Below are 24180 nucleotides of genomic sequence, written 5' to 3'. Positions count from 1 at the left end.
GTGCACTGCGTTTACCAGGAAGTTCGTCAATGCCGAAGATTTTCGATCATCATAAAAAATCGCCCCGATCTGTCCTGATCGCCGGCCTTGCCGCATTTTCCGTGCTCGCCGGAGTCGCGAGCGCGGAGTCATCCTCTCCGGCCAGCACGGCTGCAATGGAAATCGGCTATGGATCGGCCGATGCGACGACCACTCCGGCATCGATGAGCATCGCACCGCCGCAGGCTGCGGCAAAAGCGAGTCAACCGGCGGTCAGCGCCAGCTACGGCAACTTGCCGATTGCGTTCGAGCTCAATCAGGGGCAAACCGATGCGCGGGTGAAATTCTTCGCGCGCGGGCAGGGATACGGGCTGTACCTCAATGCGGCAGAAGCCGTGCTCGATCTGCACCGAAGCGCAGACGGGCTCGTGCTTTCGCCGCAGAAAGCGAAGGCGCATGCCGGCGCGGCGATGGCCGGTGCATCCGAAGCGCAAGGCGAATCCACTCATGCCGCCGTGCGCATGAGTCTGTGCGATGCAAATGCGGCCGCTCCGGCGACGGGGCTCGATCCGCAGCCCGGTGTAAGCAACTATCTGATCGGCAACGATCCGGAAAAATGGCATACCAGGATTCAGCACTACGGCAAGGTGCGTTACGCCGGCGTCTATCCGGGCGTTGACCTCGTCTATTACGGCAATCAGCAGCAGCTCGAATATGACTTTATCGTTGCGCCCGGTGCCGATCCTGCGGCGATCAAACTCGATTTCGACGGCGTCGACAAACTCAGCATCGATGCCGAGGGCAATCTCGTGCTCGCCACCGCCGGCGGCAAGGTCGTTCAGCACAAACCGGTGATCTATCAAACCATCGAAGGACAGCGGAAGCGGATCGATGGCGGCTACGTCGTTCGTGGAAACCACGCCGCATTTCAAGTAGCCGCCTATGACAAGTCACAGGCGCTGACGATCGACCCGACTTTGGCTTACTCCACGTATCTGGGAAACGCGGGGCCCAACTCCGCGTATGCCGTCGCCGTGGACAGCAGCGGTGCGATCTATATCGCCGGTTCGACATTTTCGAATGGGTATCCGGTGACTGTCGGGGCTCTCGAACCGAAGGCCAATCTCGGCAAAAACACGGTGGCGACAGACGGATTTATCAGCAAGCTCAGCCCGGACGGCAAGAGCCTCGAATACTCCACGTATCTGGGCGGCAGCGGATCCGATGAAATTTTCCGCATGCTGGTGGACGCCCAAGGCCATGCCTATGTGGCTGGCTTTACTGCGTCTGCGGACTTTCCAACGACATCGGGCGTCGTGCAGCGCAAATACGGCGGCAACGGCAGCAATTCCATTTCCCTGGCGATCGGCGATGGATTCGTCGCCGAGCTTGCCGTGGACGGTGGAAGTCTGAAGTTTTCGACCTTCCTCGGCGGCAGCGGCGACGATCCGGCGTTCGCGCTCGCACTCGATCCAAACGGCAACGTTTATGTCGCCGGCGAAACCACCTCGAACGATTTTCCGACCACGCCAGGCGCCTATCAACCACTGCCTGTGAACAAGCTGACTACCAGCAGCTCGTCGCCGTCGAGCGCGACCAATGCTTATGTCGTCAAACTCAATGCCGATGCGAGCCAACTTGTTTATTCGACTTTCATCGGCATCGACGCCACGCAAGGTGCGTACAACCTCGCGGTCGATGCGGCCGGAGACGCGTATGTCGTCGGCCAAACCTCTTCGACTCACTTCCCGGTCACCGCAGGCGTGTTCCAGCCGGCGGCCGGGCATCCTGCGAATAGCATTTATTCCATCGGCTTTGTGCTGAAGTTGAATCCGGCGGGTTCGGCACTCGCGTATTCCACGTATCTGGGCAACTACTCCGAAGCCGTCGACAGTATTGCCCTCGACGCGGGCGGCAATGCCTATGTGGCCGGCTGGAGCCAGTCGCCGAACTTTCCGACGACACCGGGAGCGTTCCAGACCACTCATCCCGAGTGGAGCGTCAACACGTCTGCGTTCGTTTCCAAAATCAATCCGACCGCCAGCGCGTTGATCTATTCGACCTACGTGCACGGCGTTGGCAGCGCGAGCGACAGCTACTATGCGGCCACCGGCTTCCGCGGCACGAACACCAATATTGCTGCATCGAACATCGTGTCGGTCGATGCCAACGGCAACGCGTATCTCGTGTCGAGTGCGGGAGGCAGTTACGGCGACCCCAAACTGCCGGTCACGCCCGATGCGTATCAGTCGAAATACGCCGGCAGCGACGATGCTTTCGTCGTTGAATTGAATCCCAGCGGCTCCGGTCTGCTCTACGCCAGCTATTTGGGTGGATCGGGTCTCGACACTCCTTTCGGTGCTGTGCTGGCGCCGGGCGGGTCGTTGTATATCGCTGGAGGCACCGCTTCCACCGATTTTCCGACCACGGCGAATGCCTATCAAACCAAGTCGCCTGGGACGGTCACGAACTACGGGTCTTGGAATTTCGTTTCGCAGCTCGTTTTTCCCGCCGCAGTGGGCTACACAGTCGGCGGCACCGTCTCGGGTCTTACCGGCTCCGGATTGGTGTTGAGCTTGAACGGCGGCAGCCAGACGCTCACGCTCAATGCCGTTGGCAGCTTTGCTTTTCCAACTGCGCTGGTCGACGGCTCGCCTTATGCCGTAACGGTTTCCAGCCAGCCGACCGCTTCGCCCGCACAGACCTGCACCGTCAGTCAGGGCAGCGGTTCGATCGCCGAGGCGAACGTGACCAATATCGCCGTCACCTGCGCTGCGATCGCCAGCAACTACACCATCGGCGGCACGGTCAGCGGCCTCACCGGCAGCGGCCTCGTGCTCAGTTTGAACAATGGCGCGCAGACCTTGCCGGTCAGCGCCAACGGCAGCTTCGCTTTTCCGGCCGCGCTGACGAACGGTTCGGCGTACGCAGTCGGCGTTGCGACACAGCCCGGTGCGCCGGTGCAGTCCTGCTCGGTGAGCAACGGCAGCGGCACCGTGGCCGGAGCGAACGTGACCAACGTCAGCGTAGTCTGCAGCACGAGTTCGCCCAGCTATGTCGTTACGCCGAGCGCCGGAGCGAACGGATCGATTTCGCCCGCGGCCACGCAGACAGTCGCTTCCGGCGCAACGGCCACTTTCACGGTAACGCCGAACAACGGCTATCGCGCGAGTGTCGGCGGCAGCTGCGGCGGTAACTTGTCGGGTGTCACCTATACGACGAATGCGGTGACCGCGGATTGCAGCGTCATCGCCAGCTTTGCGCCGATCGCGCTCACTTCCACCACCACCACGTTGACCGCAACGCCGAATCCCGCTCAAGTCGGACAACCGTTGACGTTGATCGCTACGGTGACGACGAACGCCGTGACAAACGGTTTGGTCAAGCGCGCTGTCGCCGCCGGCGCGGCCGCCGCAGCGGTACCGACCGGCACAGTGACATTCAAGAACGGCAGTTCGACGGTCGGCGCGGCGCAGTTGGCCGGAGGCGGAGTGGCGACGCTGACCATTCCCAATCTGACGCCGGGCACCTATAGCTTCACCGCGCTCTATTCCGGCGATGCGAACGACAGTGCCAGTGCGAGCGCGGTGCCGCTCAGCGTAACCGTCAACGCCTCGTCGTCTGCGCCGACGATACCTGCCCCGGCCATGACCGCTTGGGGATGGATCGCGATGTGCCTCGGCCTCGCCGGTATCGGCGGACTGCGACGCCGGCGAGCGTAACGGTGCACGCGTCTTCGTGTCAGCCAGGGATATTCAAGGCCCTCTATTGAGTACCTCCTTTTTTGGAGTTCGGATTCGAGGCAGCAGGTTCACCATCACTTCGGAGTATTGCTATGAAACTGACCCATATCGGCAAAGCTACCCTTCTTTCGGCGCTGTCCATTCTCTTGATCACGTCCAGCGCATCGGCTGCGCCGCAGTCGACGTATTCCGTGTACACGGGGACCTACAGCGGGATTCACGACTCGGGCGCGGTGACCATCTACATCGCCTCGAACGGAGCAGTGCTTTGCACGTTCGACAGCAGCAGCGCGCAGTCTCCGCTGATCGATCCCTATGTGATGACGAACGCGATCGCTACCGGAGCGTCGATCAATGACGGCTTCGCCGGAATCGGCTTCAGCTGCGCGAATACCGTCTCGCCTTTGACTTTCGGCCATCAACTTCCGTTGTTCGCGGCGGTCGGCAGCCAGCCATTTCCGCCGACGGGCACCTTTCCGAATATTTCTTTCAGCGGAACCTGGTTCAACGCCCAGGGCGACCGCGGCACTTTTCAGGCGACGTACCCGCAGGCCGCCACCGATACTCACTAAAGCGTCCATTTGCACGAGGAAATCATGATTCTCCATCGAATCGCTTGCACTACTTTTCTTGCTCTATTTGCCTTTGAGGGTTGCGCAATGGCCACGGAAACGGATTCGCTAACGTTGGAAGGCACTTGGGTCATGGCATCGGCCTACGAGGTGCTGGCCGATGGAACGCGCACGACGAACTACGGCGAACATCCCGAAGGCTTGCTCATGATCGACAAGAGCGGACGCTATTCACTGCAGATTTTCCGCCCCGGCCGGGCGAAGTTCGCGTCCGGCGTCAAAGCTCAGGGCACTGCGCAGGAATACCGCGATGCGGTGCTCGGTTCGAGCACGCATACGGGCCGCGCATCGATCGATACCGTGCACCACAAGCTGGTCTTCAAGATCGAGTCGTCCTCGTATCCGAATTGGGAGGGCAGCGAACAGACTCGCGACTACACCTTCAAGGACGGCACGCTAACCTATTCGGTACCGGCCAGCGCGTCGGGAAATGGCACGATCGCCTACTCGATCTGGAAGCGGGCACAACCTTGAGCACGATCAAATTTCGCACGATCGCGATCGTTTTCGGCCTCTCGGCAATACCGTCGTGGGCGATGGCCGCGCAGACGTCTGCGGCTTCCGGCAACAACGTGGCGAGCGTCGATGCGCGCTCGCAGACGCTGAAGAAACTCTTCTCGGATTACTGGGAAGATCATCTGCGCTATGCGCCCGAAGAGGCGACCGCCCTCGGCGACAAGCGCTACAACGATCGCTGGAGCGACTATTCCGCAACCGGAATCGAAAATTCACTGCGGCGCAGCCGCGAATTTACCCGGCGCGTACGCGCCGTCGATACGGCGGGATTGTCCGAACAAGACAAGCTCTCGGCCGAACTGCTCCTGCGTTCTCTCGATGAGGAGCAGGAAAGCATCCGCTTCAAGGAATGGCAGATGCCGGTCAACCAGATTCACGGCGTGCATAACGATGTTCCACGGCTCGTCGATGCCATTCCTTTCGACGACGTGAAGGACTATGAGAACTACCTCGCGCGCTTGCACAAGCTGCCCGTATTGTTCGCGCAGATCACCGCGGACATGCAACTGGGCATCCGCGACGGGCGCGTTCAGGCCAAACTCGTCTCGGAAAAAGTCCTGACCCAGACCCATGCCCTGATCGACACGGCGCCGGCGGACAGCCCGTTCGCCGCACCGATCAAAAAATTTCCTGCGAGCGTGGGCGCAGCGGAGCGCAAGCGTCTATCGGGCGATATCGAAGCGGCAATAGCCCATGACGTCATGCCGGCCTACCGGCGCTTTGCGGAGTTTCTTCGGACCCAGTACATCCCGAAAAGCCGCGAGCAGCCCGGCATCGACACCACGACCGACGGCAAGGCGTATTACGACTTCTGCATTCGCCGCAGCACGACACTCAATATGACTGCGGATGAAGTTCATCAGGTCGGCCTCGACGAAGTGAAGAAAGACGAAGCCGAGATGCTTGCCATCGCGAAAAAATTCGGCTACGACGACCTGAAAAGTTTCAATGCGGCGATCAAGACCGATCGCAAACTTCACGCGACTTCGAAAGAGCAGGTGCTTGATCTGTATCGAACCGATATCGCGCAGATGAAGACCAAACTTCCGGAACTCTTCGGCACGCTGCCGAAAGCCGATCTGATCGTCGAAGCCTTTCCGGCATACGTGGAAGCGCAGAGTCCGCCTGCCACTTATGAAGAAGGCACGCCGGACGGAAAGCGTCCCGGTCGCGTTATCGTCAACACCTACAACGCCGACGAAATCGTGCTCGGCGATGCCGAGCCGATCGCCTACCACGAAGGTATCCCGGGTCATCATTTGCAGATATCCATCGCGCAGGAACTGACCGCGCTGCCGGAGTTCCGCAAAAAGTATACGAACACCGCGTATCTCGAAGGCTGGGCGCTTTACAGCGAGCGGCTCGGAAAGGATCTCGGCTTCTACAAAGATCCCTACAGCGACTACAGCCGCCTGCAGAGCGATATCTGGCGCGCGATCCGCCTCGTCGTCGATACCGGGATTCACGCTAAACATTGGAGCCGCCAGCAAGTCGTGGACTTCTTCCACGATCATTCCTCGGTGAGCGAAACCAATGTTCAGCGCGAGACGGACCGATACATCGCCTGGCCCGGTCAGGCCTTGGGATACAAAATCGGACAACTCAAACTTCTCGACCTGCGCCAGCGCGCGCAAACGCGCCTGGGTGCCGGGTTCGATATCAAGAAATTCCACGACACCGTCATCGATTCCGGTGCGCTTCCACTCAACGTCCTCGAAGCGCGCATCGATGCGTGGATAGCGCAGACGCACGCTTCGTCTTCCTAGATCGAAGGCGAGAGGGGTTTGAGATCGAAAGTCTGCGAGCGCGTTCTTCGCGCCTCGCATGCTGAGGCGCGTAAGTATTTGTCGGTCGCCGCGAGTATTGTCAGAATCGGGCGATCACGATTTACCGAGACTGCCGAAATTTAATGGTGTCGTTGGAATTGAGCGAACAACAATCGCGTGCGACGAAACCGATTTGCGCGAGACACAATTCGCTGACGAGCGGCGACAATTTTTAACGCGCTATTTCTTGTGACTGTCGAAAAGCGGGCGGAGAATCGAGTCATCGCAGTCGACGAGGAGTAGACGCATGCGTGGTTTCGTTCGTTCGATAGCAGTGTGCGTGCTTGCCGCAATCTCCACCGGCGCGCTGGCCGGGGAGGGATATACGGTCGCAACGACAACCTTGTACTCCGCGCCAGATCCGGGTTATCCGCCGATCGAAACGGTGCCGGCCGGCGCACGCGTCTTTGTCGAGGGGTGCACCGACGGCTATGCCTGGTGCGACGTGGTTGCCGGTGAGGACCGCGGCTGGCTGCCGGGCAACATCATTCAGTACGAATACAACGGCGGTCCTGCTTTCGTCGCCGGAATCGGCGCCGCGATCGGCATTCCCATCGTGACGTTTTCGATTGCCGACTATTGGGGCCGCTATTATCGCGGCCGCCCGTTCTGGGCTCAGCACGACCGCTGGTTTGCGCGTCCGTTCGCACACCGGCCGCCGCCGGTGTACCGCGGCCCGGTGCGCGACTATGTGCATGGTCCGGTGCATGAACTTAATGGGCATCCGTTTGCGCATGCGCCGGTCGGCCGTCCGATCGAGACACACCGCGAACCGCCGCGCGTGGAGCCGCGTCGCGAAGCCGAGCACCGCGAAGAGCGGCACTGAAGTATCCGATGCGATCGCCGCGGCGCATGTTGCGGCGATCGGCGATGAGCCCGCCGCTTTGAACAAGGACCGTTCCCCGGTCGTTGTCCGCGATCTGACTGATGTAGATTTTGCCGGTCCGGCTGCGCTAGCGGGCCTGCACGATCTGCGCCGGACTGCAGCCGAGCACGCGCCGCATGCAGCGCGCCATATGGCTGGCGTGGGCGAAGCCCGATTCGAGCGCGATTTCGGTCATGCTCTTGCGGCTGTCAAGCAGCAATGAACGCGCGCGGTCGACGCGGCGCTCAAGCACGAAGCGATGTGCAGGCATGCCGACCGCGCGCCGGAACAGCGGCTTGAAATGCGACACGCTGAATCCGGCCACGGCGGCGAGTTCGGCGAGCGACAAGTCCTCGTCGAGATGCGCATCCACGTAGTCGAGCACGCGCTGCAGGCGCCATGGTGGCAGTGCCGGTCCGTCGTCGTCCGGTGCTTGCGCACCGCGGCGCGCCTGCCGTGCAAGCAGTCGCGCGGCAAGCGCGCACGCAAGGCCGTCGGCGAACAGGCGGCCGCCCGGATAGTTGTCGCGACCTTCGGCCTGCATCATCCAGGCGATGCGTTCGATCTGCGGGTCGCGGACATGGGCCGACGGCGCTAGGTCCGCGTCAGCCAAGGCCACGCCCATCGCTTCGGCGGTGTCGCCGATCAGCGCAGGCGTCAACCGCAGCAGCAACGAGCGCGCCGGCCGCGACAGAATCCAGCGCGTGGTCGAGCCGGTCGGAGAAACGCAGATTTGTCCGTGCAGGCGCACGCCGCGGTTGTCGCGGCCATCGGCGCGATGCGACACCGGTACCGGGCCGCCGAGATGTATGCAGAGCACATGGCGGTGGTCGAGCGGCGGATCGAAAGCGCCGCCTGGCACCGGCACGGTGAGCGTGTCGAGCAGCGGTGCGCGCAAGCCACCGGGGCCGGCCATCGAGGACGGCGCGGGAAGCGGATAGCTGCCGGGGCGGTCGTTCACACCGCGATGATGTGCTCGTGCCATGCACACGGCATGTGTCGAAAGTCATCTGCGCGTGTCTGCTTGTGGCCGTTCGTGCGCGCGCGTCGCGATGTCGACTGAGAGACTTTCGCCATCGCAGACATCGCAAAGGAGCACCTATGCAGCGCAGGCAATTCCTCGGTTTGGCAGCGGGCGCAGCCGGCGCTTGCGCGCTGGCAACATGGCAGTACGGTACCGCTGCCGCGTCGGCGGCGAAGCCTATGGACGTTGCCGCATTCCGCGCCGCGCGTCGCCATGCGGAACTGCCGCAAGGACGCATCGCCTACGTCGAGCGCGGTGCAGGCCGGGCCGCGCTGTTCCTGCACGGACTGCCGCTCAACGGTTATCAATGGCGCGGCGCGATCGACCGCCTCGGCGCACACCGGCGCTGCATCGCGCCCGACTTGATGGGGCTAGGCTATTCGGAAGTGCCCGCGCAGCAGGCGCTCGGTGCCGGCGACCAGGCCGCGATGATCGCCGCGCTGCTGGACAAACTCGGCATCGCCGACGTCGACCTCGTCGCCAGCGACAGCGGCGGCGCGGTCGCGCAACTGTTCACCGCGAACAATCCCGGCCGCGTGCGTTCGCTCTTGCTGACCAACTGCGACGTCGAGCCCGACAGCCCGCCGCCCAAAGTCAAGCCGATGATCGAGCAGGCACGTGCCGGCACGCTTGCCGACTCGATAGCCAAATGGGTGTCGGACAAAGCGCTCGCTCGCGCGACCCTCGGTGCGGCCGTGTTCCGCGATCCGGCGGCATTCGCCGACGAAACCATCGACTATTACATCGCACCGCTCGTGAGTTCGCCACTGCGCCGCAAACAGTTCGAGGCCTATCATCTCGCGCTCGAACCCAATCCGCTCGCCGGCATAGAAACCGCGCTAAAACGTTGCACAGTGCCCGTGCGCATCGTTTGGGGCACCGATGACGACATCTTCGCGCAGAGCGACGCCGACTACCTGGCGCGCGTCTTCCCCAATTCGCAAGGCGTGCGCCGCCTGCCCGGCGCGAAGCTGTTCTTCCCCGAGGAATTTCCGGATGTGATTGCGGAGGAAGCGCGTGTGTTGTGGCGCATTCGCGCTTGAAGTTCAGCGCGTTTATCCTGACATCCCTCGCGGCCGCCGCCGCTTAGCTCAAGCGTTAAAAATGGCAGAAACGCCACAGCAATCTCAAGCGCATGCGAAGCTCGAAGAACGCTGGTCTAAACTCGGATTTGAGGCGCTTTCCCACCCCGAGCAAGAGGCTATCGCCTTGTTCTGGCTCGAGGGCGAGGTCATGAACGGCGGCCTTCATCAATTCTTTGCAAACTCATGCGGTGATTTAAGCTCGCTTGTGTTGTCTGGTCTTGCTCGCCTTGGTGCAAAACAAACCTTGGCACAGTTCGAATCTGCGATCAGCAAACTCGGCGCCGGGCTGTACCTACACGACCGTCAGGTTCGTCTCGCTCATCTTGAGCGGCTGCCACCCGACGCGTTCGACGCTGAAACCGTTGCTCTTCAAGCATATCCCGAGCCCAGCTTCCGTCTAGCTCTCGCAGACCTCGCGATATATTACTCAGCAAGCCATGACTAACTATTTGCTCAAGCGGACTGCCGGTGTCGGTCTGCGCTAGACTGCAGCGCGTCGCGGCGGCAGCCGCTTAGCTCGAGCGTTAGGCACCCAAGGAGAGAATTCTCGTGTCCGAGAGTCAGAACGAAAGCGTCATCTCATTTCGCGTTGAGCGTATGCGTCGCGCTCCGCGTAACTGGACCTATTGGGTAGCTTTCTTCACTTTTCTCAACGGGCTTTTCCTACTTATAGGTCAGGACTTTTTAATTCTCGCCGGCTTGGTCGCGCCTTTCCTTCTAACCGCTGCTTGGCCTCATTTCGCCGCCGCAGCCGTGTTCGCAGCACTCGCGTATTTTTCCTCAAAATTTCGTGCACTTCTTGCAGTAGGGCTAGCCATCTACATTGCAGACACTTTGCTTGCGGCGTATCTCGGTCTTTGGTCTGGCTTCGTCATGCATCTTGTCGTACTCGTACTTGTTAGCATTGCGCTAGTTGGTTCGCGCCGCCTAGCAAAACAGTTGGCGACCCAGCCACAAGACAGCAGCACCTAACTATTCGCTCAAACGAACTGCCGATGTGGGTCTGCGCTAGACTGCAGCGCATCGCGGCGACAGTCGCTTAGCTCAAGCGCAAGGGCTGCATGAGAACTTACTCAATCGGCAGCGCAGCAATCGGCGTCACCCAGGTCATCGATGCCGCCATCCTTTTCAAAAACAATGGCGCCTGCGATAGCGTTTCTATCACGTTCTCCAGCATTGAGTTCATCTGGGCCATTGTGTCGCTTGTAGCGTTCATTCGTGCAAAACAAAGAGCTACTCGGCTGTTGGCGCTCGCTTTCTTCGGCTACAACGTCTTCGGATGGCTGCTAGCAATCTTGGTGGTCCCTCAAACTGCGCCTGTGGTGGTGCCGCTATGGTTTGTAGTTTTCGGGGGTATTTTCGGGCTCGCGTACGGTGTCAGCTCTGCATATGTCGCCAAGCAGCCCTAACTATTCACTCAAGCGAACCGCTGTGACGGGTTGAGGCATCCTGACATCCCTCGCGGCAGCAACCGCTTAGCTTGGCGTTAGGGCTCAATTTGTGAAATACAGGCAACCCAAAATAGAGCGCCTTGGTGTCGATCGCGAAGGTCGCACCTCGCTCCATTATGCTGCCGCAGAGAGCGATGCCGCCCTGTGCAAGACACTACTATCATCTGGTCTTGATCCGAATACTCAAGACAACCGAGGCTGGGCGCCGCTTCATTTTGCTGCTCAAGCTACTTCAGGCGAAGTTATTGCGCTCTTGCTCGGTGCGGGTGCCACTCCAGATATACGCGACATGCATGGCAATACACTGCTCTCGACAGCCGTATTTAGTTCAAAAGGCGACGGTTCCGTTATAGCGCTTCTTCGGCAGGCAGGTGCAGACCCTGCTGCTTCAAATAAACATGGTGTTTCGCCAGTCAGCCTGGCTCGCACCATTGCCAACTACAATGTGGCTCAGTTCTTCGTAGATGTCAGTTGAGCCCTAACTATTCGCACAAGCGGACCGCTACGGGGCGGTTGCGGTATCCTGACAGCCAGCGGCAGCGGCCGCTTAGCTCAAGCGTTAGCGTGCTTAGGAGAGACTCAGTGGGAATGCTTTCTGACTTCATCGTAGCGGACACGCGTGAGGTTCCATCAATTCTAAAGAGCGTCAATCCCTCAGCGAAATGGGAAAGCGCTCAATTCAAAGGGCTAAGCGAGGTCAATCTCTGCCAGCTCTGGGCAATCCTTAAGCATTCTGAATTCAACGAAGCAGATCTTTCCAAGTTCAAGTTATTTTCTAATGATCAACACGAAGGCCCGTGGGCTATCGTCGTGCCTGGGGAGTTAACTGCGAACATCGCAGCTGTCAAAGACTCTGACATATTGCATGTTGCGGAGTTATGGTCTCGCACGGACGAGCTCGCGATGGACCGCTGGCAGGTATCAGACGTAGTGGCAATGCTCCAAGCGGTGCGTAAGCTTTCATCGAGCGCTGTACAGGGTCACAAGAGTCTCATCCTTTGGGTTTCGTTGTGACGCATGCGAACTATTCGCTCAAGCGGACCGCCGTGACGGGTTGCGGTATCCTGGCGTTCATCGCGGCAGCGGCCGCTTAGCTCAAGCATTAAAGCCGGATGGAAGAGTCTTCGAGCGCAGCAACAAATGCCCCATTTCCCCGTCGTCCGCTTCTGATTTGGGTTACGCAAATTATTCTCATCGCGGTGATGCTCTCGGCGCTTTTCGCACTGCAGCGAATCATTCTCGCATTACCAGGGCTGCTAAACAGTGGCACACCCCTACCAAGGCTCGTCCTCATCCTGCTCTGGCCGCTAACTATGCTCGTCGTCTTCATTGCACTTTTCGTGGGCCTCGCTCGCCGCAAGCGTTGGGCTTGGTATTGCGGCATAGCGTTCGCCCTTCTTATTCTTTTTGTGATATTTCACAGCCGAATCTCCCCGCCTTCCGGGCCAATTCCTCTGCTGCCAATTGCTCCGAATCAAATGCTGGGCGCCGCGGTCGGCGAGGCCTTGGTAACTATCCTCGCGGTTCTTTATCCGCTTCGCATGTACTTCAGCGACAAAGTACGCATCTTCTTTGGCATTCCTCGCTTCCGGGCGTGGCGTGTATTCGGCTCTAACTAGTTGGTTAAGCGGACCGCTGCGACCTGCCACGTAACCTGACACCCGCTGTGGCAGCGGCCACTTACCTCAAGCGTTAGGCGGCACAAAGGCACCGGCTCATGACGCGCGACGCGCAAAGCTACTGGCAACCCATCTGTGCCATCGTCCACTGCTTCCGCTGTTGGACACGGCTTGCGTCAAAAAAAGGCATGTCTCCGTAGGGTCAACTCCTCACGATTCCCATCAATGGCTATCTTGAAGCGTGTTGGGGCCCGCTGCCTTTTCGGGAGGTCGAGTGGGTGCAGTTGATGCCCGTTCGGGTACGCGGCGGGCTTGCTGGCTACCCCCTTGAGCTAATTGATACTCAGAGTGATGTCGCAGTAGCCGTTCAAGAAACTCAAGCCTTGTGGTGCTACCGCGAAGAGCGGTGGTCTCTTGAAGGGGCGTTCAACGACCATCGCGGCACTGCGATCCACGTTGCTAATCCCTTCAAGGTCAGTTCGTAGTTCGGTTGTGTTTGCCGCCTAACTATTCGCTCAATCGGATTGCCGGTGTCGGTCTGCGTAGACTGCGACGCATCGCGGTGGAAGTCGCTTAGCTCAAGCGTTGGGCCAGAAGCGGATCCGCGAGTGACTGCTTGGGGGCAAGCAATTCGAATCTCCATAAGTCCGCTTCTGGCCGAAACCGGACCTTCCACGAAATCCAGTAGCGAGCGAGGGCCTTCCTGTATCAGTCCGGCAGCGAAGTTATCGGTTGGCACCGGATCGCCAAAATATCGACTCGTGGCCAACCTATGCTTATTTTGCAAGCATCGGTTGGCCAAAACGGCCAACTTATGCTTTCACCCACAAAAGTGTGGGTGAAAGCATAGTCTGGCCACTTTTTGAAAGCATAGTTTGGCCACGAAAATTTGAGAACCACCTCGCTTTTTGCTGTGGCTTTTGAGTTCCCCGTTTAGCGGCCACATGTGACAGAAACATGAATGTCGCTTCCTCACGTTTGCCTGAACCCGCTGTTCGACGGCTACCATATTCTGACACCCCGCGGCAGCGGCTGCTTAGCTTAAGCGTTAACCTCGCATGAGAAGTTTTCTCATCCTCAGCATCAGTTTACTTGCGGCGCGCTCTGCATTCGGCTACTCGTGCCCATCCGACGAGGCAGTAGCCGCACACCAAGTTCACTGCGTCTCTAGCGCCAAAACGTCATGCCTCAATCGTCCGCAAGTCGAGGCTATCGCGCGAGCAACGCTTCATCTGAAACGGGTCGAGCTTCCCAGCAACGCAAGTTTTTCCTCGTCCTACTCTTGCTCGGGCACTTCTTGCACTTGGGTTGTCCTTGTCCACGGCGGGTTTGGCGTTACCATCGACGATGCCTCGTGTAAGGCTGAGTTTCAACCGGCGTTGTAGCAAGGCTAACTTATTTGCTCAAGCGGACCGCTGCGACAGGTTGCGGTATCCTGACGCTCCCAGCGGCAGCGGCCGCTTAGCTCAGCGTTAGGCCGCAAAGAGATTCAACTCATGCTCAAAGCTATGCAAACCGGATTTGGTCTGCTTGTTGGCACCCTCATATACAGCCTGCTCATCTCAGGTTCTGGCGTCTACCGACTCGATTGGCCACGAGCAATTTTTCTTGGCATCGTTGGTTTTCTTGCTCATTGGCTCTTCATCACCTTCATAAGGCGTCCTTCTGGGTCGCGTCCCAAATAGGCCGTCGGCGCCCCTCGCAGCACGCCGTCTGCATGGGCATTCCTGAGGTTGCCTGACTATTCGCTCAAGCGGACCGCTGCGACAGGTTGCAGTAGTATCCTGGCAAACTGGATTAGCGTGGAGAGTCGATTGGCAATTGTGGAGAATCGGTTTCACTCGGCGCGAATCGGTAGCCCATTGCTTTGTAACCGCGTTGTCGTCTCTCCCACATGCGCATGAGCGCTGGGTGCCCGGTGTCCACGACATCCACGATCTGCACACGAGCCTTGTTCGCATGGGTCCGGTGCAAGCGCCCTGCGTATTGTTGCAAAGTTCCCTTCCACGAAATCGGCATCGCGAGTATCAACGTGTCGAGCGGCGGATGATCAAAGCCTTCTCCGACAAGTTTGCCCGTAGCAAGCAACACGCGTGGTGCGTCCGACGGTAGCGCATCGAGTTCTTCGATAAGCTTCGCGCGCTGCTTCTTTGACATTCGGCCATGAAGCACGAACGGTTTCGGCACATTCCCGTCGAGTGCCAACAGCAATGAATCCAAGTGCTCAGTGCGCTCGGTCAGAACCAGAATCTTCCGTCCATGTCCGACCGCCGTGGAGATCTCATCAGCAATGACTTTGGTTCGCTGCGGGTCAGCAGCGATGTCGCGGAAGACCTGCTGAATTCCTGCGGTCTCTGGGAGACCAATCTCTCGTTTGACATACAGGGCCACAACCTCCTGGTCGCTCGGCGCGTCTTCAGGCTTGGCTGCGGAATGTCGGACCGACCCGCACTGCATGAAGATGATCGGTTGCTGCCCGTCACGTCGAATCGGCGTAGCCGTGAGACCCACTACATGCTTGGCCTTGGCTCGCTTCAATACCGCTTCAAACGACTGAGCGCCGACGTGATGGCATTCGTCGACGATGACGTGCCCATAATTCTCAACGATCGGGCTGACCTCACCTTTCTGGTACAGAGATTGGATCACCGCGATGTCGATCGTTCCGGTCGGCTTCTTTTTGCCCCCACCAATGACGCCAATGACGTCCTTGCCCACCTGCAAGTGAGATTGCAAACGTTCCTGCCATTGCCTCAGCAATTCGGTCCGATGGACGAGCACAAGCGTGTTGGTCCGTCGCCGGGCAATCATCGAGGCAGCGCAAACGGTCTTGCCGAATGCCGTCGGCGCGCACAGGATTCCGATATCAAATTTCATCATGGCCGACACCGCGACTTCCTGGTCCGACCGCAGGCTGCCGACGAACGAGACGTCGATCGCCTTGCCCTGAAACCGTTCGTCTCGCAGTTCCACGCGAATGCTGTGTTCCGTCAGCAATCTAACCGCCGCATCCAGACAACCGCGAGGCAAGGCAATGTGATTGGGAAAGTTCTCCGCACACCCAATCACCCGCGGTTTGTCCCACACAGGAAACCGCATTGCCTGCGCTTTGTAGAACTCCAGATTGTGAAAGGCGGCGAGCCGAATCAAGCGATTCGCGAGCGGCTGCGGGAGCAACGATTTTTCGAAGTAGAGGAGGTCGGCCAAAGTCACCGTCAACGCCTCGGGCATCGGACCCGCCAACCTACTGGTGGCTGCCGCGTTCCGCTTCCATGGCTCGCGATGATCTTCCTCCTCGATGAACGTCACATCGAGCGGATGTGAACCACCGGTCGCGCGCAAGATGGTCGGTTCGACGTCGTTCGGCGACATTCGACCGAGCGAAGCGAGAAACGCCCATTGGTCGCCGTGAGGTACGAGATCATCGTCGACAAACAGGCTCCATCCTTGCTCGCGTGGTTTCTTCTGCAGGGGCAGCGCGATCAGATTGCCAAACCCGCCTTTCGGCATCGTGTCTTGGTTCGGAAACAGGCGATCGTAGGAATTCAGATTCAACTGTCGCGTTCGCGCACAGGTGTAGCTAATGATAGATGTGCCGAGGCGTCGTGCGTCACGCGCCGCGACTGAGCTCGTAAAGAACACCCATACGTGAGCACCATTGCCGGACCGGGAAATTTCTAGGGCGGCTGGGACTCCAAGCTCTCGACAAGACTGGATGAATGCTCTTGCATCCTCGCGCCATTGCGCTTCGTCGAAGTCGACCGCCAGGAAGTGGCACGTGTCGTCGGTCAGCAATGAATAGACGCCGATGGTCTGCTTACCAGCAAGGTGGTCGTAGACGACGGCGTCAGTCAGCGGTATGAACTGGCGATGGAGACAGTCGGAGCATTTGATTCTCGGCTTCTCGCAGACACCGGGACGCCATTCGTTGGCACATGCTGGTGCATAGCCCGCCTTGCCAGTGGACTTGCTCTCCCAGCGGACCGGATAGATGTCCAAGCGCCCGCGGAATAGATGTCGAAATAGTTCAACCTTCTCCGCCGCGCTGCGTTTCGGACTTTCGGATTCGGGCGTTGGTGGCGGCGCCAGTTTTTCGCACGCATTGCGCCATGCAATGCCGTGCGTTTCAAGGAGTGCAACCAGCCGCGCATTCTCGATCTGCAGGGCAGCAACCTGCTCACTCAGTGATGGCGTCTTTGCCTTCATTCGGAGGGGAGTTCAGCGTCGCCGTTAAAGCTTCGCCACTTCAGCCCTGAAGGCAAATTCGGAGGGCCGAAGAGGAAATGAAGCACGCGTCTGGGCTCTGAACTCTTTGCCTTCGATGACGCGTGAAGAAGGAGCGGACTCATGAGCAGCACGCTACCTTTCGGCGCGAGGCAGCTAACCTCCCGGGTGGTTCTGCGCCACTGCTGAATTTGCTCAGCACGCAAGCGGCCGTCCTGGTGCGACCTTGGGAGAACTCTTAGCAGTCCGTTCTCAGTCGCACTGTTGTCGAGATGGACGCGAACTGCGACAAGTTGTCGAAGCACTTCGGTCGGCGGTTGAACAAAGACCGCACCTTCCTTCTCAGACCACGCCGCGCAGTCCGGCGAGTCAATCCTCTGCTCTACCGGAATTAAGAGATCCTGATGAAAAGCGACGAGCCAGTTCTGTCGATCCGATTTGTCGAAGAAAGTGCATTGAACCGCAACGGCCAATTGGGGAAGGCGGCGTCGGATCCGAGGTTCCTTGCGAAGAAGCCCAGCAAGATCGCAGCACCATGACTGGCACAGCAGGTTCCGCGTACCGGCGCTTCCACACGCGATGTCCGTCACCTTACGGATCATATTGTCGCATTCGTGCTCTGATAGAACACCGGGTATCAGCTCAAACCCTTCCGCGGCAAACGCTTCGCCACTGTCTCGATACGCCAGCGCAACCTCCGCCACATTGCCTTGCGAGTATGACATCAGCTCGCACTCGCTGCGCCGCGGCGAAGCTGTTCAAGGGCTTCCGAAGCACCCAGGCGCATTGCGCAATGATTCGTCTCCATTTCGCGGCACAAAGGCCTGCTGTCCCGCTTGCAGCTACGATTCCGTCATCGGCTCAGCGAGCCGCTACGAGCTGAACGACGACTTTTTGCGCCAGCTACACGACCACTGGCATCGGTCCGAAGTATGACGCCAAGCTATCACTCAAGCGGATTGCCGATGTCGGTCTGCGCTAGACTGCAATGCATCGCGGCGGCAGCCCCTTAGGTCAAGCGTTAGGTGCCCAAATGTTGAGAGCGACATTCTTGATGAGCTTTCTCGGCTTGGTCGCGTTGGTCGTCGCGATACCTGGCGAAGCCAGATTTGATGCATCGAACCCTCAGGTGCGCGTGTCGCCTCCTGTACCCAAAAGATCGACGACGTATTTCAGGATTTACTGCACGGTATATCTCGATGAGAAGGGTTTGCCGAAGAGCGTCAAGGCGTTGCGAACAGAGCCCAAAATGCAGATGACCCAGAAAGAAATGCAGTCAATGGTGGACACGGTACTTACTTGGACGTTCAAGCCGATTGAAGACAAAGGGAAACCTGTTGCTGGTTCCATAACTACCTACGTCGGCGTTCACTTGGCAGATCCCATGCCGCTCGATGACACCTAACTATCAGTCAAGTGGACTGCTGCGATGTTGCACGCCAACCTGGCACTCATCGTGGTAGCGGCCGCTTGCCTCAAGCGTTAGGTGCAACAGGAGATCCTGTGCTTTCTCTTGAAATTTCGCTAAATGGCGAGCTGAAAAGTGTGGCTGGAGTGCCAAACGCTGAGAGTATTGAGGCGCGAGTATTTACGGCTCCGCAGCTGGACGAAACTGTTCTCGTTGTGTCGGGTTCCGTTGAAATTCAAGGCGAGCCCAACGCGGAAGCGGCTTGGCTTTCTGCTCCCCTTCAACTTGGAGACGTCGTCTCAGTGCGTCTGGTCGAGCACGTCTCGCCAACGGTGCCAACGCTTCACCGTTACGATCCGAGCACTGGCGCTTCTGATGGAGTTCCGATCAGTTGTTCTTTTTGTGGCAAGTCAAGCAATCAGGTCGAAGGCGGAATGCTTGCATCGAGCAGGGCAGTCATTTGTCGCGCATGTATCCAGTATCTGCATACGCTAGTTGCTGATGAGGGCTGCACCTAACTATTCGCTTAAGCGGACCGCTGCGACAGGTTGCGGTATCCTGACACCCCTCGCGGCAGGGGCCGCTTAGCTCGAGCGTTAGGTGCTTATCCGTGAGAACTCACGTTGAGTTTGCTTCTTCGGAATTCCCTGCCGAGCCGGGCGAGGGTGAGCAGATAAATCCAGGGCGTTTTGGCAAAAAGCTGGCTGACTACGTTGCACAACACTTGCCTGCTTACGGGTTCTCGGTAACCGCAGTTGACCCCGAAGACTGGTGCTGGCGGGTTGAGTTAGCCAATTCCGAATTTCCCTTGTGGGTCGGCTGCGGTAACTACGAGGAGTTCCAAGACGGCTTCCTCTGTTTCATCGAGCCATCAAAGCCGTTCGTCCGTAGGTTGTTTCGCAAAATCGACGCCACAGCAAAGGTCACAGAGCTTGCCTCTGCACTTGAGGCGCTGCTACTTGGGAGCGGCAAGGTTTCAAACCTACGCTGGTGGTCAGAAGCCGAGGCGTGCACCTAACTATTCCTCAAGCGGACCGCCGTGACGGCTTGCGGTATCCTGACACTCCTCGCGGCAGCGGCCGCTTAGCTCAGCGTTAGGCGCCACACCCGATGCCGCAAGTCACCTTCGAGCCATGTCCGCTTTGTGGCAGCACCGCGTCTATTCAACCAAAGCTGCTACTTATTGACGAGGCTTGGGTACAAAGACCGGGCGTAGACCCACGACTTGCATACTTCGCAGATCTGAGAGTCGATGATCTCAAACCAGAGGCCGTTCGAAGCGAGCCCATGTCACAATTCGTTGATGGCTACTTCTGCGGTGCGTGCGGCAAAGGCTTTGTCAGTGACGCAGTACTCAAAGACGCGCGCCGTCGCTACAAATAGGCCAGTGGCATCACTGGTACCTAACTATTCGCTCAAACGGACGGCCGGTGTCACTTCCGTGGCGAATAAGACATTCACAAGGAATTTCTCGTGTCTCTATTGGATGATGTAAGGAAAGGAAGGGTCGTTTCACCGACCAGACGTGGTTTTGATAAGACGCGATGGCGAAATCTAGCGCAATCCACTCAGATCTCTAACGAAGACCGAGCTCTAGCTACAGCCGGCGTGTGGTTCGACGAAAAGTTAAGCTGGATCCGAAGTGCGGTGACCATTATTGGAGATCACCCGGCTTCCGTCGAGGCAAGGTTGCGCGGGTTAATTGCTTTGTGTAACAGGGAAACACTGGTCACCGGAGAATCAGCCAAGCAGAGAATACTGCGGCGAACACCTAATCAACCTTTTACTACCGTGGATGAGTTTGCCGGATTGAAGTTGGAGCTTTCGGGAGGTGGCGAATTCTCGCCCGATGAGATTATCCAATCCACGATCGACTCTGCTCAAATTCCGATAGCTATGTTATTGCGCGAACCTAGCCGCAGGAAGGGTCCCAAGGCAGCGGGAAATGTCGACTTCTCAGAACTTGCCATTGCGTTGAATATAGGCGTGTCCTTTGCCTCTCTCGAGGATCGCTGGGACGATATAGTGTGGAATGATTTTGGCTTGACGAACGAAGCAAACGGGGAAGCTTCAGCTACTATTTCACCAAACCACTTGGAGTGGGTGGATCGGGAAGCGCTCTCGTCATATCGTGACTCGATGCTTATTCTCGGTGGCCATCTTAAAGCTACTCGGAGCACAAAAGACCGCCGTGAGCGTATCTCACAATTCGTAATCCAGCAGCCAGAAGTGGTCGAGTTGCGGCGGCAAGGGAAGCGCCTGCATTTTGTATTGGGCAAACCTGATATGGCTGACCGGTATCGGGTTGTCGAAATCGCCGAGACTCTTACCGCTGTCCCTATTTACTACGCTACGCTGGAAACCAGTTCAGCGCCAAACGGTTCTGGTCTGACGCTCATAATGGTCATCGCGGCGTGGAATTTAATAGCAAGCGCCATGCGATGCTTGTGGGAATCAATATCGTCTTCTCACGATAAGATGTCTCCCGGCCTAGAGATGAAAGATGCAGGGGGGCGGCTGGGGGATTATTTGCGCATTGTTAAACGCGACGCTTTGATTTCCCTGCTTCGTAGAGGGCTTGGCTTCTCGAAGGCGGATGCACAGGCGCTTGTCGAATTCTTCACTTATCGCGCCAAACCAGATCAAGAATTGTGGACGCAGCCCTTTGTACCGATCTCGACGGATCGGCTGACCCCGGTATTCGCAGCGTGCTTACACGGCAATCTCTCAAGAAGCGTTGACCGTTGGCTTCAACAACTAGGGTTTGACCTTTCTCCTAGGGGAAATACGTTCGAAGCCTATGTTCGGGAAAACTGCTTGACAGCAGCCAGTGCATCAACACCTCCAGTAGCACAGGTTGTCAGAGAGTCCTTTGTTTTTGCGCCGAAGAACGAGGAAAAAGAAGAAATCGATCTGGTTATCGTAGTCGGAAATCTAGTGTTATTGGGTGAAGCCAAATGCACCGTGCGTCCAACTAGCCGAGAAATGTGGTCTCGGCATCGTTCCCTCGTCCTAAAGGCGGTTTCTCAAATTCAGCGCAAGATAGCATCCGTCAATCGAAATCGAGAATCTTTCAGGGCTCAGCTCAGCGATTCCGGCATCAAAATTTCAGCGAATTTTGAAGCCATCCCATTCGTTGTTCTCAATCATGCGATTCACGCTGGCATCGTTGTATCTGACGTTCCTGTTCTGGACGAGATTTTGCTGATTCCTTTTGTGCGGAACTTGTTGGAAACAGATTTCATCTCATCTGGCTATGAAAATTGGAAAGCCATGTCATCGAGGCTAATCTACGAAACAATCGATGATGCACCTAAAGCTGCAAGGGAGTATTTTTTTGATCTTCCACAAATCCGTCATCTCTGGAGAGCGCTGAAATGGCGTCGAGTCCCGATATGGCTTCCTCCGGGAGATTCAAGCCCTTGTGAGGTCCTTCACGTAACCCGTACCGTCGAAGTAGATGCGGACGAAGTTGCGGCGAGACTTTCTGGGAATACTGTGAACTCAACGAGTGACAAATAGCCCTAAATCCAATGCAGAAAATTGTCTCGCTGGATTACATCGACAACTCCAGTGTGTGTTGTTTCAACCGCACATGGCAGGATGTGCCGATGTGGGCGCACTACGGTGAAAACCACACTGACTATTGCTTAGGTTTCAGGTTCGAGGATGGCTGGTCGGAACACGCGATCCCGATCGAAGTTGACTATGTACTCGATCGTCCGAAAATCGACCTGTCTCTCGACACAAAGCGCAATCGTGGAGCCGCTGACCAATTCGTGCGCGACGCATTGCTGTCTAAGTCGGTGCATTGGCAGCGTGAGGACGAAGTTAGGCTGGTGCGTAGTGGAGTGCCAGCCGGACACTTCGAGTTTCCGGTAGAGGCGCTGCAAGAATTGATCCTTGGATACAGAATTTCAGCCGAAAATCGCAATCGACTACTCGCCTTGGTTGATCGACGCCCACTGCCATTGCGGGTCTACAAACTCAAGCCGCATTACGAGCGGTACGAATTCGAGGCGGAGCCTCTGCGACCATAGCAAGATATGCCGGAAGCCGAATGCGAGGCACGCAGCCTTGGGCAGGGACTCTGCACCGACAGTCGCCATCACACCGCAGTGTTGCATCCGATAGAGCGAAAAGCCTTAGCTCGCAGGAGATATCGATGAAGACATTTGACGTGGTGGAGCCGTTAGTTGGCGAGATTTGGGTAGTGGATGGGAAGGCGGTGACATCACCACCTGGTGATACCGACGCGCTACATATCCGGCCGATACTTCACCAAAGGGGAGCGGTACCAGTAGGCACGAGGGTATTACACTCGCTGGTGCTCGATAACAATGTGCTGACCGACATCATCGAAAGTCGGCGTCCGGGCAATACCGACTTCCTAGAGAACCTGCTGCGCTCTACACCCTTGGAGTTAAATCCGGTGATGGCCATGCTCGAACAGCGGCGGGGGTTCGATGGGGCCAGTCAAGCGCTTCACAAATTCGCCGAACTGCTGGGACAGCGTTTTGGTTCGTGGGAGGCTTCGCGCAATGCCAAGACCTTTGATAGGTTGCTGGAGGATGGGAAATTTGTCATTGCACAAAACGTAGAGCTATTGTCGGGCTATCTCCCAGCCATTCTGTACATCTATCACCAGTCTGGCAGCGCAGAATCCAAACTGAAGTGGTTGAGTGAGTTGATCCAAGCAGTAGATCTGCCATTTTTGCAACTGCCTTTCTATCTCGCAGCATTGTTGTTCCTGACTAAGGAACAGCCAACCCTCTTTCGTAGCAAGTCGGTCAGCAAAGTTCAGAAAGACACCAAGCTGATGTCCCGTCTTGACGAGCAAAAGAAGAAGGTGCTCAATCTTGGACACGACGTGATGTTACCAGCAGTGGCCATTTTTCCTGGCGGTGACGGAGACACGTTCGTGTTCCCTTACATTGCAACTCGCGACTATTTGTTGCAGGACTTCTTAGGTGAAGTTCGGTGCAGTACCGTGGTGGTGATGCCGGATGGGCGAGCCAATGGAGTTTGGGAGTTGAGGCCGGAGGGGCGGCTTCATACACACCTTGGCGAGGTGCTTGCTCGTTATCTGCTTCGCCGCACTAGTGAAGATTCCGGGGTGGAGCAATCAATACGTCGCTCAAATCTTCAGGCGTTCTCGGATAGCTATCTTGAGAAATGCGTGGAACTGAAACAAGCCAAGCTCACTTGATGTAAAGATGAAAAGGATCCGCTTTGCTATTGAGCTGTAGGCAGTGTCATATCATACAAGTGCCTCTGTCCTTTGCCGGCAAGGATGGTGCCTATGTAGGTTAGGAGCGATCCGCGCGACGACTCGTCTGTGGCGTCCGCTTTGCCTTGCCAGCATCGGATCGTTTGGGGCGGACAGTTCGCGGTCGCTGATCGATCGTTTCAAGCCGCTTTTCCAGCTCCGCCACAAATTGCGCTAGCGTGCGACCATAGACCCGACACAAATCGCGCAGTTGGAACACCGTTACGCTTTGGCGCCCAACTTCGATGGCGGAGACGTAAGTCTGGGGACGCTTCAGGCGCTTTGCCACCTCGCTTTGCGACAAGCCGACCTCGAGCCGCCACTCGCGCAGGATGTCGATGAGCTGGGCATGCTCGGTGGAGTAAATGGATGTTCGCTTCATACGGCCTCTGGTTCGGGACCGTACGTGGCTGTGCCTATCAACGTGAAATTTGCATTTAACGTGTAAAACGACTTATGCTCGAGGTATGCGTTCGCGACCCCGTACCAATACGAGACGCGAAGAGCAATGCGGAATACGCCACGCTGACGCTAGAGAA

The 24180-nt window shown here is 57.6% G+C and carries 22 protein-coding genes; 18 read left to right on the top strand and 4 right to left on the bottom strand.

Going from position 1 to position 24180, the window contains the following annotated elements; genetic code table 11:
• Window positions 1-29: 29 nt before the first annotated feature.
• The 5 genes from FFS30_RS07255 (at window position 30) to FFS30_RS07235 (ending at window position 7522) form a co-directional block, all read left to right on the top strand.
• Window positions 30-3701 carry an SBBP repeat-containing protein gene (locus FFS30_RS07255; protein WP_137912388.1) on the top strand — a complete coding sequence of 1224 codons (3672 nt, stop codon included), beginning with the start codon at window positions 30-32 and terminating at the stop codon, window positions 3699-3701.
• Window positions 3702-3814: 113 nt separating this feature from the next.
• Complete coding sequence (locus FFS30_RS07250; protein ID WP_137912387.1) at window positions 3815-4294, top strand: hypothetical protein; 480 nt, start codon at window positions 3815-3817, stop codon at window positions 4292-4294.
• An 87-nt stretch (window positions 4295-4381) separates the two neighbouring features.
• A complete protein-coding gene (locus FFS30_RS07245; protein ID WP_212742420.1) occupies window positions 4382-4828 on the top strand; it encodes a lipocalin-like domain-containing protein in 447 nt (148 codons plus the stop codon).
• A complete protein-coding gene (locus FFS30_RS07240) occupies window positions 4825-6636 on the top strand; it encodes a DUF885 family protein (RefSeq protein ID WP_212742419.1) in 1812 nt (603 codons plus the stop codon). The genes FFS30_RS07245 and FFS30_RS07240 overlap by 4 nt, the downstream gene beginning before the upstream one ends.
• Before the next feature lie 307 nt (window positions 6637-6943).
• A complete protein-coding gene (locus FFS30_RS07235; RefSeq protein WP_137912385.1) occupies window positions 6944-7522 on the top strand; it encodes an SH3 domain-containing protein in 579 nt (192 codons plus the stop codon).
• 127 nt (window positions 7523-7649) lie between these two features.
• Here FFS30_RS07235 and FFS30_RS07230 read toward each other — a convergent pair whose 3' ends face one another.
• Window positions 7650-8546, bottom strand: a complete 897-nt coding sequence (locus FFS30_RS07230) for an AraC family transcriptional regulator (RefSeq protein WP_249352230.1) — start codon at window positions 8544-8546, stop codon at window positions 7650-7652.
• A 116-nt stretch (window positions 8547-8662) separates the two neighbouring features.
• On the opposite strand from FFS30_RS07230, the gene FFS30_RS07225 reads away from it, so the two are divergent.
• The 7 genes from FFS30_RS07225 to FFS30_RS07195 all read left to right on the top strand — a co-directional run bounded on the left by FFS30_RS07225 (window position 8663) and on the right by FFS30_RS07195 (window position 12740).
• Window positions 8663-9628, top strand: coding sequence for an alpha/beta fold hydrolase (locus FFS30_RS07225; RefSeq protein ID WP_137912383.1), 966 nt, complete (start codon window positions 8663-8665; stop codon window positions 9626-9628).
• The gene (locus FFS30_RS07220) at window positions 9603-10115 is read left to right on the top strand and encodes a DUF4375 domain-containing protein (protein ID WP_249352228.1); all 513 of its coding nucleotides are present in this window, start codon (window positions 9603-9605) and stop codon (window positions 10113-10115) included. Before FFS30_RS07225 ends, FFS30_RS07220 begins: the two co-directional genes overlap by 26 nt.
• Before the next feature lie 104 nt (window positions 10116-10219).
• Complete coding sequence (locus tag FFS30_RS07215) at window positions 10220-10642, top strand: hypothetical protein (RefSeq protein WP_137912381.1); 423 nt, start codon at window positions 10220-10222, stop codon at window positions 10640-10642.
• Between the two features lie 89 nt (window positions 10643-10731).
• Entirely contained in the window at window positions 10732-11079 is a 348-nt protein-coding gene (locus tag FFS30_RS07210; protein ID WP_137912380.1) for a hypothetical protein, read from the top strand.
• A 91-nt stretch (window positions 11080-11170) separates the two neighbouring features.
• The gene (locus FFS30_RS07205) at window positions 11171-11596 is read left to right on the top strand and encodes an ankyrin repeat domain-containing protein (protein WP_137912379.1); all 426 of its coding nucleotides are present in this window, start codon (window positions 11171-11173) and stop codon (window positions 11594-11596) included.
• A 107-nt stretch (window positions 11597-11703) separates the two neighbouring features.
• Window positions 11704-12135 carry a hypothetical protein gene (locus tag FFS30_RS07200; protein WP_137912378.1) on the top strand — a complete coding sequence of 144 codons (432 nt, stop codon included), beginning with the start codon at window positions 11704-11706 and terminating at the stop codon, window positions 12133-12135.
• Between the two features lie 98 nt (window positions 12136-12233).
• On the top strand, window positions 12234-12740 hold the full coding sequence (locus tag FFS30_RS07195) for a hypothetical protein (protein ID WP_137912377.1): 507 nt from the start codon (window positions 12234-12236) through the stop codon (window positions 12738-12740).
• Between the two features lie 1797 nt (window positions 12741-14537).
• Here the strand turns inward: FFS30_RS07195 and FFS30_RS07190 are convergent.
• Complete coding sequence (locus FFS30_RS07190; protein ID WP_137912376.1) at window positions 14538-16946, bottom strand: DEAD/DEAH box helicase; 2409 nt, start codon at window positions 16944-16946, stop codon at window positions 14538-14540.
• Window positions 16943-17689 carry a phytanoyl-CoA dioxygenase family protein gene (locus FFS30_RS07185; protein WP_137912375.1) on the bottom strand — a complete coding sequence of 249 codons (747 nt, stop codon included), beginning with the start codon at window positions 17687-17689 and terminating at the stop codon, window positions 16943-16945. Before FFS30_RS07185 ends, FFS30_RS07190 begins: the two co-directional genes overlap by 4 nt.
• A gap of 308 nt (window positions 17690-17997) precedes the next feature.
• Here FFS30_RS07185 and FFS30_RS07180 point away from each other — a divergent pair, with 308 nt between their 5' ends.
• The 6 genes from FFS30_RS07180 (at window position 17998) to FFS30_RS07155 (ending at window position 23581) form a co-directional block, all read left to right on the top strand.
• Window positions 17998-18369 carry a hypothetical protein gene (locus FFS30_RS07180; protein ID WP_137912374.1) on the top strand — a complete coding sequence of 124 codons (372 nt, stop codon included), beginning with the start codon at window positions 17998-18000 and terminating at the stop codon, window positions 18367-18369.
• A 98-nt stretch (window positions 18370-18467) separates the two neighbouring features.
• Window positions 18468-18890: a ClpX C4-type zinc finger protein gene (locus FFS30_RS07175; protein WP_171014462.1), complete on the top strand. Its 423-nt coding sequence runs from the start codon at window positions 18468-18470 to the stop codon at window positions 18888-18890.
• A 92-nt stretch (window positions 18891-18982) separates the two neighbouring features.
• Window positions 18983-19390 (top strand): hypothetical protein, encoded by a 408-nt coding sequence (locus FFS30_RS07170; protein ID WP_137912372.1) that lies wholly within the window; start codon window positions 18983-18985, stop codon window positions 19388-19390.
• Window positions 19391-19845: 455 nt separating this feature from the next.
• Window positions 19846-21894: a hypothetical protein gene (locus FFS30_RS07165; RefSeq protein WP_137912371.1), complete on the top strand. Its 2049-nt coding sequence runs from the start codon at window positions 19846-19848 to the stop codon at window positions 21892-21894.
• Window positions 21895-21905: 11 nt separating this feature from the next.
• Window positions 21906-22412, top strand: coding sequence for a DUF2971 domain-containing protein (locus FFS30_RS07160; protein WP_137912370.1), 507 nt, complete (start codon window positions 21906-21908; stop codon window positions 22410-22412).
• Between the two features lie 125 nt (window positions 22413-22537).
• Entirely contained in the window at window positions 22538-23581 is a 1044-nt protein-coding gene (locus FFS30_RS07155) for a hypothetical protein (protein WP_212742418.1), read from the top strand.
• Window positions 23582-23681: 100 nt separating this feature from the next.
• Here FFS30_RS07155 and FFS30_RS07150 read toward each other — a convergent pair whose 3' ends face one another.
• Complete coding sequence (locus FFS30_RS07150) at window positions 23682-24023, bottom strand: helix-turn-helix transcriptional regulator (RefSeq protein ID WP_137912369.1); 342 nt, start codon at window positions 24021-24023, stop codon at window positions 23682-23684.
• Between the last annotated feature and the right edge of the window lie 157 nt (window positions 24024-24180).

The sequence above is a fragment of the Rudaea sp. 3F27F6 genome, from assembly GCF_005503555.1.
Classification (GTDB): domain Bacteria; phylum Pseudomonadota; class Gammaproteobacteria; order Xanthomonadales; family Rhodanobacteraceae; genus Rudaea.
This window is presented reverse-complemented; position numbering and strand designations above follow the sequence as displayed.

Coding starts and splice junctions, on each gene's coding strand:
- FFS30_RS07255 (WP_137912388.1), top strand. CDS start 30: ATGCCGAAGATTTTCGATCATCATAAAAAATCGCCCCGATCTGTCCTG.
- FFS30_RS07250 (WP_137912387.1), top strand. CDS start 3,815: ATGAAACTGACCCATATCGGCAAAGCTACCCTTCTTTCGGCGCTGTCC.
- FFS30_RS07245 (WP_212742420.1), top strand. CDS start 4,382: ATGGCCACGGAAACGGATTCGCTAACGTTGGAAGGCACTTGGGTCATG.
- FFS30_RS07235 (WP_137912385.1), top strand. CDS start 6,944: ATGCGTGGTTTCGTTCGTTCGATAGCAGTGTGCGTGCTTGCCGCAATC.
- FFS30_RS07230 (WP_249352230.1), bottom strand. CDS start 8,546: ATGGCACGAGCACATCATCGCGGTGTGAACGACCGCCCCGGCAGCTAT.
- FFS30_RS07225 (WP_137912383.1), top strand. CDS start 8,663: ATGCAGCGCAGGCAATTCCTCGGTTTGGCAGCGGGCGCAGCCGGCGCT.
- FFS30_RS07210 (WP_137912380.1), top strand. CDS start 10,732: ATGAGAACTTACTCAATCGGCAGCGCAGCAATCGGCGTCACCCAGGTC.
- FFS30_RS07195 (WP_137912377.1), top strand. CDS start 12,234: ATGGAAGAGTCTTCGAGCGCAGCAACAAATGCCCCATTTCCCCGTCGT.
- FFS30_RS07190 (WP_137912376.1), bottom strand. CDS start 16,946: ATGAAGGCAAAGACGCCATCACTGAGTGAGCAGGTTGCTGCCCTGCAG.
- FFS30_RS07185 (WP_137912375.1), bottom strand. CDS start 17,689: ATGTCATACTCGCAAGGCAATGTGGCGGAGGTTGCGCTGGCGTATCGA.
- FFS30_RS07180 (WP_137912374.1), top strand. CDS start 17,998: ATGTTGAGAGCGACATTCTTGATGAGCTTTCTCGGCTTGGTCGCGTTG.
- FFS30_RS07160 (WP_137912370.1), top strand. CDS start 21,906: ATGCAGAAAATTGTCTCGCTGGATTACATCGACAACTCCAGTGTGTGT.
- FFS30_RS07155 (WP_212742418.1), top strand. CDS start 22,538: ATGAAGACATTTGACGTGGTGGAGCCGTTAGTTGGCGAGATTTGGGTA.
- FFS30_RS07150 (WP_137912369.1), bottom strand. CDS start 24,023: ATGAAGCGAACATCCATTTACTCCACCGAGCATGCCCAGCTCATCGAC.